General features: G+C 62.4%; 9 protein-coding genes. 2 read left to right on the top strand and 7 right to left on the bottom strand.

The annotated features are described in order from the left end of the window. Positions 1-224 precede the first annotated feature (224 nt). A complete protein-coding gene (locus FJ423_RS22530; protein ID WP_140845268.1) occupies positions 225-1,166 on the bottom strand; it encodes a nucleoside hydrolase in 942 nt (313 codons plus the stop codon). 242 nt (positions 1,167-1,408) lie between these two features. Here FJ423_RS22530 and FJ423_RS22525 point away from each other — a divergent pair, with 242 nt between their 5' ends. Both FJ423_RS22525 and FJ423_RS22520 read left to right on the top strand, forming a co-directional pair. Next, complete coding sequence (locus tag FJ423_RS22525) at positions 1,409-1,834, top strand: Hsp20 family protein (protein WP_095769269.1); 426 nt, start codon at positions 1,409-1,411, stop codon at positions 1,832-1,834. A gap of 63 nt (positions 1,835-1,897) precedes the next feature. Beyond that, complete coding sequence (locus FJ423_RS22520) at positions 1,898-2,155, top strand: DUF1150 family protein (RefSeq protein ID WP_036257920.1); 258 nt, start codon at positions 1,898-1,900, stop codon at positions 2,153-2,155. 89 nt (positions 2,156-2,244) lie between these two features. On the opposite strand, the gene ptsN is transcribed toward FJ423_RS22520, so the two are convergent. The 6 genes from ptsN to lptC all read right to left on the bottom strand — a co-directional run bounded on the left by ptsN (position 2,245) and on the right by lptC (position 7,477). After that, complete coding sequence (gene ptsN / locus FJ423_RS22515; protein WP_042641064.1) at positions 2,245-2,709, bottom strand: PTS IIA-like nitrogen regulatory protein PtsN; 465 nt, start codon at positions 2,707-2,709, stop codon at positions 2,245-2,247. Between the two features lie 61 nt (positions 2,710-2,770). Continuing rightward, complete coding sequence (gene raiA / locus FJ423_RS22510) at positions 2,771-3,358, bottom strand: ribosome-associated translation inhibitor RaiA (protein WP_095769268.1); 588 nt, start codon at positions 3,356-3,358, stop codon at positions 2,771-2,773. Positions 3,359-3,663: 305 nt separating this feature from the next. Then, entirely contained in the window at positions 3,664-5,193 is a 1,530-nt protein-coding gene (gene rpoN / locus FJ423_RS22505) for an RNA polymerase factor sigma-54 (RefSeq protein ID WP_140845267.1), read from the bottom strand. Positions 5,194-5,368: 175 nt separating this feature from the next. Then, a complete protein-coding gene (gene lptB, locus FJ423_RS22500) occupies positions 5,369-6,187 on the bottom strand; it encodes an LPS export ABC transporter ATP-binding protein (RefSeq protein WP_095769266.1) in 819 nt (272 codons plus the stop codon). Further along, on the bottom strand, positions 6,187-6,777 hold the full coding sequence (locus FJ423_RS22495) for an LptA/OstA family protein (RefSeq protein WP_140845265.1): 591 nt from the start codon (positions 6,775-6,777) through the stop codon (positions 6,187-6,189). Before FJ423_RS22495 ends, lptB begins: the two co-directional genes overlap by 1 nt. Next, on the bottom strand, positions 6,764-7,477 hold the full coding sequence (gene lptC, locus FJ423_RS22490) for an LPS export ABC transporter periplasmic protein LptC (protein ID WP_140845263.1): 714 nt from the start codon (positions 7,475-7,477) through the stop codon (positions 6,764-6,766). Before lptC ends, FJ423_RS22495 begins: the two co-directional genes overlap by 14 nt. Positions 7,478-7,768 lie beyond the last annotated feature (291 nt).

Below are 7,768 nucleotides of genomic sequence, written 5' to 3'. Positions count from 1 at the left end.
TCTGCTTCACCGCCATTGCGATTCCCTCCGAGCTTCCTTCTCAGAGAATCACAACCAGCCAATTACGCAACAGGCCCCTTGTGGGAGAAGGTGTCGCCGAAGGCGACGGATGAGGGGTGTTCCAGGGAATGCCGACGTCTCACTCCGCTGGAGCACCCCTCATCCGTCTCGGCGCTTCGCGCCGATCCACCTTCCCCCACAAGGGGGGAAGGAAGAAGCGGCCCTTATAGCCGCCCGAGCCGCTCCACCAGCAGCGCGAAGAAGCCGTCATGGTCGATGTCGCGCATCACCATGGCGTTCTTTTTGCGCTTGGTGACGCCCCACCAGTCGATCACCGTCATGCCCATGGTGAGCTCGGAGGTCGTCTCGACGCTGACATTGCAGTGGCGGCCCTTGAACAGCTCCGGCTTGACGAGATAGGCGACCACGCACGGGTCGTGCAGCGGCCCGCCATCAGTACCGTATTTTTCCTCGTCATAGCGCTCGAAGAACTCCAGCATCTCGGCGGTCGCGGTGCCGACCTTGGTGCCGAGCTTGCGGAAGGCCTGGATGCGCTCGGACGTGGTCAGCGCCTTGTGGGTGACGTCGAGCGGCATCATCACGATCGGAATGCCCGATTTGAACACCAGATCGGCGGCCTGCGGGTCGACATAGATATTGAATTCGGCGGCCGGCGTGACATTGCCGCCCTCGAAGAAGCCGCCGCCCATCAGGACGATTTCCTTGATCCGCGGCGCGATCCTGGGCTCGCGGATCAGCGCCAGCGCGATGTTGGTGAGTGGTCCGAGCGGGCAGAGCGTGATGGTGCCGCTTTCCTCGCGCATCAGCGTCTCGACGATGAAATCGACGGCATATTGTTCCTGGAGCGGCATGGTCGGCTCGGGCAGCTGCGGGCCGTTTAGGCCGGTCTTGCCATGCACCTCCTCGGCGGTGACGAGTTCACGCGCCAGCGGCCGGATGGCGCCGGCATAGACCTTGATGTCGGGCCGGCCGGCCAGCTCGCATATCTTGCGGGCGTTGTTCTGGGTCAGATTCAGCGGCACGTTGCCGGCTACCGCGGTGATGCCGACGATCTCCAGCTCGGAACTGCCGAGCGCCAGCAATATGGCGACGGCATCGTCCTGGCCGGGATCCGTGTCGATCATGATCTTTCTGGACTGGGGCATTTCAATTCCTTTTGGGAAGTCTTTTTGGGCGGGTTTTAGAGCATGGTTCCCGGAAGGTGGGAACCGGTTTTCGGACGAAATCATGCTCCAATGAAAGGCTGGATGAAGATGACGGTTCGACGAAACGCCATCCTGATTTGGCGGCTTGAACTTGATCGCGCGACGGACCATATCAAGACCATCGGGAAAAATGCCATCCGGGTTTTTCCAGTTTGTGTCGCTCTTCAGAGGACAGTGTAACAATGAGTCGAATGACGCCTTTCTCCAGCCCGCTTCTCCTGGGTTTTGATGCCATGGAAAAGACGCTTGAGCGTCTGGCGAAGTCCGGCGACAGCTACCCTCCGTACAATATCGAGCGCCTCAATGCCGCCGACGGCAAGGCCGAAAGGCTGCGCATCACGCTGGCCGTTGCCGGTTTTGCAGAAAGCGACCTCGATGTCACCACGGAGGAAAACCAGCTGATCGTGCGCGGTCGTCAGACCGACGACACCGAGCGCGAATTCCTGCACCGCGGCATCGCCGCGCGCCAGTTCCAGCGCTGCTTCGTGCTGGCCGACGGCATGCGGGTGATCGCGGCGGAACTGAAGAACGGTCTGCTGTCGATCGATCTCGATCGGCCGGAGTCCGAGCGGATGGTACGGAAAATAAACATATCGGTGAAAGACTGACCTTTGCCGATGGCTCTATGCGAGGCGGCCGATCCTGGCGTCCTCGCGCCAAGGAGGCTTGAAATGACCAGAACTGACGAAACGATCACCATGACCAGCGGCGAACTCGCTCATCTCGGCGAAGGTTCGGTCGCTTATCTCAGGAAAGTGTCGAGCGACGACCTGCGCGGCCGCTTCCCCGGCCTCGGCGAGATCGCGCCCGGCCTGGAGCTGTGGGCGCTGTTTGCCGCCAACGGCCAGCCGATTCTGCTTTCCGACGCCCGTGACCGGGCACTGGCGGGTGCGTTGGAGAACGACCTGACCACTGTCGCCATTCACTAAGGCGATTGCTGGCAGTCTGAAATGGAAAGGGCCGCTCCCGGCGGCCCCTCTAGGGTTTCATCCCAAAAACCAGGTTCGATCCCAAAACGTCAGGCTGCGTGCGAGGCCTGCGTATCCGACAAGAGCGCGTGGATCGCCACGGCGTCGCGCGTTCCCCTGATCTTGGCCACCGTGTCGGCATCGCGCAGCACGCGCGCGATGCGCGACAGCGCCTTGAGATGGTCGGCGCCGGCTCCTTCCGGCGCAAGCAGCAAAAACACCAGGTCGACCGGCTGGTCGTCCAGCGCCTCGAAATCGACCGGCGTTTCCAGCCGGGCGAAGACGCCGGCGATCCGCTTCACGCCGGCGAGCTTGCCGTGCGGAATGGCAATGCCGTTGCCGACGCCGGTCGAGCCCAGCCGCTCGCGCTGCAGGATGGTGTCGAACACCTCCCGCTCCGGAATCCCCGAAATCGCCGCCGCCCTTTCCGACAGCAATTGCAGAAGCTGCTTTTTGGAATTCGCCTTCAACGCCGGCATGATCGCCGGAACGCTGATGAGATCGCTGAGATCCATGCTTGAAAAATCCCTTGCTCGCCTGCCGCGCCAGTCGTCGCCCCCTTGCGCGGCTGGCTTTTTATCCTTGCGCGACTTTGGTCGTCGACGGATCGATCCAGCCGATGTTGCCATCCGGCCGGCGGTAGACGATGTTGAGATGGTCGGTTCCGGCGTTGCGGAACAGGAAGACCGGGCTGTCGCTGTTATCGAGCTCGATGACCGCCGAAGCCACCGACATGGTCCGCAGCGTCAAGCTTGATTCGGCGACGATGACCGGAGCGAAGTCCTCCGGAATGTCTTCCTCGTCATCGGTGAGGGGAGCCATCACGGTGTAGGCGATGTCGGTCGGCTCTTCGCCATTGCCGTTGCCGGTGTTGCGCGACTTCAGCCGGCGCTTGTAGCGCCGCAGCCGCGTTTCCAGGCGGTCGGCCGCCGCCTCGAAGGCAAGCGTCGGGTCCTGGGCGTCGCCGGTCGCCTGCAAAGAAGCGCCGGAATCGAGCCGGACCATGCAGTCGGCGGAGAAACGCGACCCCGATTTGATGACCGTGACATGTCCTGAAAAACCCCGATCGAAATATTTCTCGATCGCCTCGCCGACCCGGTCGTTGATGCGTGTGCGGAACGCATCGCCGATGTCCATGTGTTTTCCCGAAATGCGTAGATTCATCTGAAAACTGACCTTCCTTGCTCAGGCTTCAAACTGTTCCCGAGTTTATACCCGTGGTGCGCGCGCACAAGCTTTGCAGCGGCATGCGCGCCGATTTTAGACCCGAACTTTCCGGTTGATCACAAGTCGCCTTCTTGGCCGTCCATGGCCGTGTCTGACGGACCCATTCGCTAGCGGGCATCACCGCCCTGCTCCATGCGGGCGGGCTTCTAGACACTTCATCGCGGCTTGTCAATGAAACTCGGGAATTGTGGGAAATCAGCACCGTCTCGCACCGGCCAGGGCTTGTCGAGATTCGCATCGGCCTAGCGGCCGGCGTTCGCGAGCGCCCGCTTCTCCCGCCGCCGCTGCACCGACGAGGGAATGTTCATGCCTTCGCGATATTTCGCGACGGTGCGGCGCGCGATGTCGACCCCGCTTTCCTTGAGCATGTCGACGATGGCGTCGTCGGAAAGCACGTCGATGGGCTTTTCCTCGTCGATCATCTGCTTGATGCGGTCGCGCACGGCCTCGGACGAATGCGCTTCGCCGCCTTCCGCGGAGGCAATTGACGCGGTGAAGAAATAGCGCAGCTCGAAGACGCCGCGCGGCGTCAGCATATATTTGTTGGCGGTGACGCGGCTGACCGTCGATTCATGCATGCCAATGGCGTCGGCCACCGTACGCAGGTTGAGGGGCTTGAGGTGACGCACGCCATGGACGAGGAAAGCGTCCTGTTGCCGCACGATCTCGGACGCCACCTTGAGAATGGTCTTGGCCCGTTGATCGAGACTGCGCGTCAGCCAGTTGGCGTTCTGCAGGCATTCGGCGAGAAACTCTTTTTCCGCCTGGTCCCTGGCATGGCTCGAAATGCGGGCGAAATAGACATTGTCCACCAGCACGCGCGGCAGCGTATCGGCATTGAGCTCCACCGCCCAGCTGCCGTCATTGGCGGCGCGCACTTCGACATCGGCGACAATCGCATCGCTCGCGCCGCCCGAAAACGCCAGGCCGGGCCGCGGATCGAGCGCGCGGATCTCGGCCAGCATGTCGAGCAGGTCTTCCTCGTCGACGCCGCAGATGCGTTTCAGCGTCTGGAAATCCCGCCGCGCCAGAAGCTCGAGGTTGGCGACCAGCGCCTTCATCGCCGGATCGAGCCGGTCGCGCACCGCCAGTTGCAGCGACAGGCACTCGGCAAGGTCGCGCGCGAAAAGTCCTGCTGGCTCGAAGGTCTGGCAGACGCCAAGCACCCGCGCCACCACCGCGCCGTCCGTGCCGAGCCGAACCGCGATCTCGTCGAGTTCGGTGCGCAGGTACCCGGCTTCGTCGAGCCCTTCGGCTAGCTCACCCGCGATAAGGCGTTCGCCGGGGCTCAAGGAGGCAAGCGCGATCTGCTCGCCGACATGTTCGCGCAGCGTGATGGCGGCCGCGGCCATGTCGCCGACGTCGAACCCCTCCGACGATGCTCCGCCCGCGCCGCCCCCGGCGGCCGACTTCCATTGCGCCGTGAGATCCGGCCCAAGCCTCTCGCTGGTGCCTGGGTCGTCTGGAAACAGGTTCTCCAGGGAAGAATCGAGCTTTTGCGAGATCGCTTCCGCGCTCCACTCCATCTCGCCCTCGAACCAGTCGCCTTCTCTGTCCTTTTCCGGCGATGTCTCGCCTTTCTGGGATAGATCGCCGGCGGCATCGTCCTGCGGCTCGGCCCGTTCCAGCAGCGGATTGCGCTCGATCTCCTCGTCGATGAAGCGCTCGAGCTCGACATGGGTGAGCTGCAGCAGCCGGATCGACTGCATCAGCTGCGGCGTCATCACCAGCGACTGGGATTGTCTGAGCTGCAGTTTGGCTGCCAGCGCCATGATGGACTTCAAACGCCTCGTCTACGCGTCGACTGTTTTTCGGTCGGGCATAGAAACTGGCCCGGCTTTTGCTTGTCAAGCAAAACGCTAGCAGCTGCGGCTTACCGGAGCGTTATCGAGCGCTAAAATGACCGAAAGCCGTGACGCGGCCATTGAAACCGGTCGAAACCCGCGGTCAGAGCGTGAAACCCTCGCCCAGATAGAGACGCCGCACATCGGCGTTCGCGACGATCTCGTCGGCGCGGCCATGCGTCAGCACCTGACCGGCATGGATGATGTAGGCGCGGTCGATCAGGCCGAGCGTCTCGCGTACATTGTGGTCGGTGATCAAGACGCCGATGCCGCGCGCCGTGAGGTGGCGAACGAGTTGCTGGATGTCGGCGACGGCGATCGGATCGATGCCGGCGAAGGGCTCGTCGAGCAGCATATAGGCAGGCCGCGTCGCCAGCGCCCGCGCGATTTCGAGGCGACGCCGTTCGCCGCCCGACAGCGACATGGACGGCGCCTTGCGCAGATGGCTGATGTGAAACTCCTCGAGCAGCTCGTCGAGCGTGCGCTCGCGTTCCTTGCGGCTCTTTTCCACCACCTCCAGCACGGCCCGGATGTTCTGCTCGACATTCAGGCCGCGGAAGATCGACGCTTCCTGCGGCAGATAGCCGATACCGAGGCGGGCCCGCCGGTACATCGGCATCGAGGTGACATCGAAGCCGTCGATCTCGATCGAGCCTTCGTCGACGGGAACAAGGCCGGTGACCATGTAGAAACAGGTGGTCTTGCCAGCGCCGTTGGGGCCGAGCAGGCCGACAGCCTCACCGGCGCGCACGCCGAGCGTCACACCGCTCACCACCTTGCGGCCCTTGTAGCTCTTGGTCAGCCCCTTAGCGATCAGGGTGCCCTTGAACTTCGCCTTGTCGGCGCCGACCGTCGCCGGCGCAGCGGGTTGTGCGGCTGCCCGTCCCGGGAGACGGGCCAGCAGCGAAGTCACGCCGGCCATTACTTGCTCGACGCTCCCTGCTGCGCGTCCTGTTTCTGCGGCTTGAACATCATGATGACGCGAGGACAGCCTTCGACATTGCCGAGGCCACTCTTCATCTGCACGGTAAGCTTGCAGCCCTTGAGCACATTGTCGCCCTGCGACAGCACCACTTCCTTGCCGGAAAGCACCAGCACCTGCGTCTTCATGTCGAATTTGCCGGTGTCGCCGGTGGCGATCTGGTCGTTCGATTTGATGTAGACTTTGTTCTCGACCTCGAGATGGTCGATATTGGCCGCACCGGTCATCGCCGATGCGCCGGCCGCGGCACTTTTGCCGGCATTGGCATCCTTGACATAGTAGACCGTCATCTTGCCGGCCTTGAGCAGGGTCGGCCCTTGATTAACCGTCACATTGCCGCTGAATACGGCCATGCTTTCGGCCTGGCGGACCTCGAGCTTGTCGCTTTCGATCTGGATCGGCTGGTCACCCGACAGCTTGAGCCCGGGAATCTGGCTGGTCGCGCTCGACTGCGCGAACGAATGCACCGTTGCCAAAAACAGCAATGCGGAAGCAGCGCCCGGAAGCCATGCGGATTTACTGCGACGCATTCTGTTCTCCACCGTTTACCCCCGCTGCCTTCAACGCAGTTGGATCTATGTTGACGCGAACCCGGCTCTCGAAGACCACGAGCCTGCCATTGTCCTCGACCGACATCGAATCCGCGGTGATGCGCGACCCGCCACGGCTGACGTCGACCGGATTGCTCGTCTTCATAGAGCCTTTGCCCATGTCTAGGAAGATCGATTTGAACTTCGCCATCAGGCCGTCCGTCGTCGTCACGCTGACGTCGCTGGTCAGATCCATCGTGTTGGCGTCGCGATTGTAGATACCGTGCGCGGCATCGACGGACACGATGTTGTCAGTGGCGACGGGCAGTTTGGCGTTGATGCCTTCGAGGTCGATGACGGCTTGCTGGCCGACATCCTGCGTCGCCCTGCTCGCCGTCAGCGAATATGGCAGCTTCTGCTTGGTGAAGCCGTTGAGCTTCGGATTGGCCATCACCAGCTTGCCGTCGGAAAACGCCGTGCCGTCGGCCTGCACCGATACCGACAGCGGCGCTTTGAGGTAGGAATAGACCGGAAAGGCGACGGCGATCGCGACAGCGAGCAGCGGCACCGCAAATTTCAGCACGCGGACGCGGCGCGAGTGCCGCCGGGCGCGGTTGAACGCATCGCCACGCGTGCCGCCTTGGTTCGCGGGAGCCGATGCCTCACCGGCATCGCTCGTTTCGTCAGATCGCGCCAACATCACTTTTCTAATGGACCTTTGCCCGCCCAAACACCGCCTATAGGTGGTATGCCGGCACCTACAAGCAAGCACAAGCGGAGGAAAACTGCAAAAATGTGACAGCTGCCGCCCGCAAAATCGAAAGGAATTCGGCGAGATGGCCTGTACTTCATAGCAGATACGGACTGCTTGCGTTAATTTTTCGTGAGCCCGGCGTCACCGCCGGAGGCCGAAGCCGGGCCTTTCGCAACAGTTCCGGGAAAGCTGCGAGCGGTTTCCGACAGGAATTGCATCAGGACAAGAAAGTAGAGG

The organism is Mesorhizobium sp. B2-8-9 (assembly GCF_006439475.1).
In the GTDB taxonomy this organism is placed as follows: domain Bacteria; phylum Pseudomonadota; class Alphaproteobacteria; order Rhizobiales; family Rhizobiaceae; genus Mesorhizobium.
Note: the sequence above shows the minus strand (reverse complement) of the source record. Positions and strands in the feature narration are given on the sequence as shown.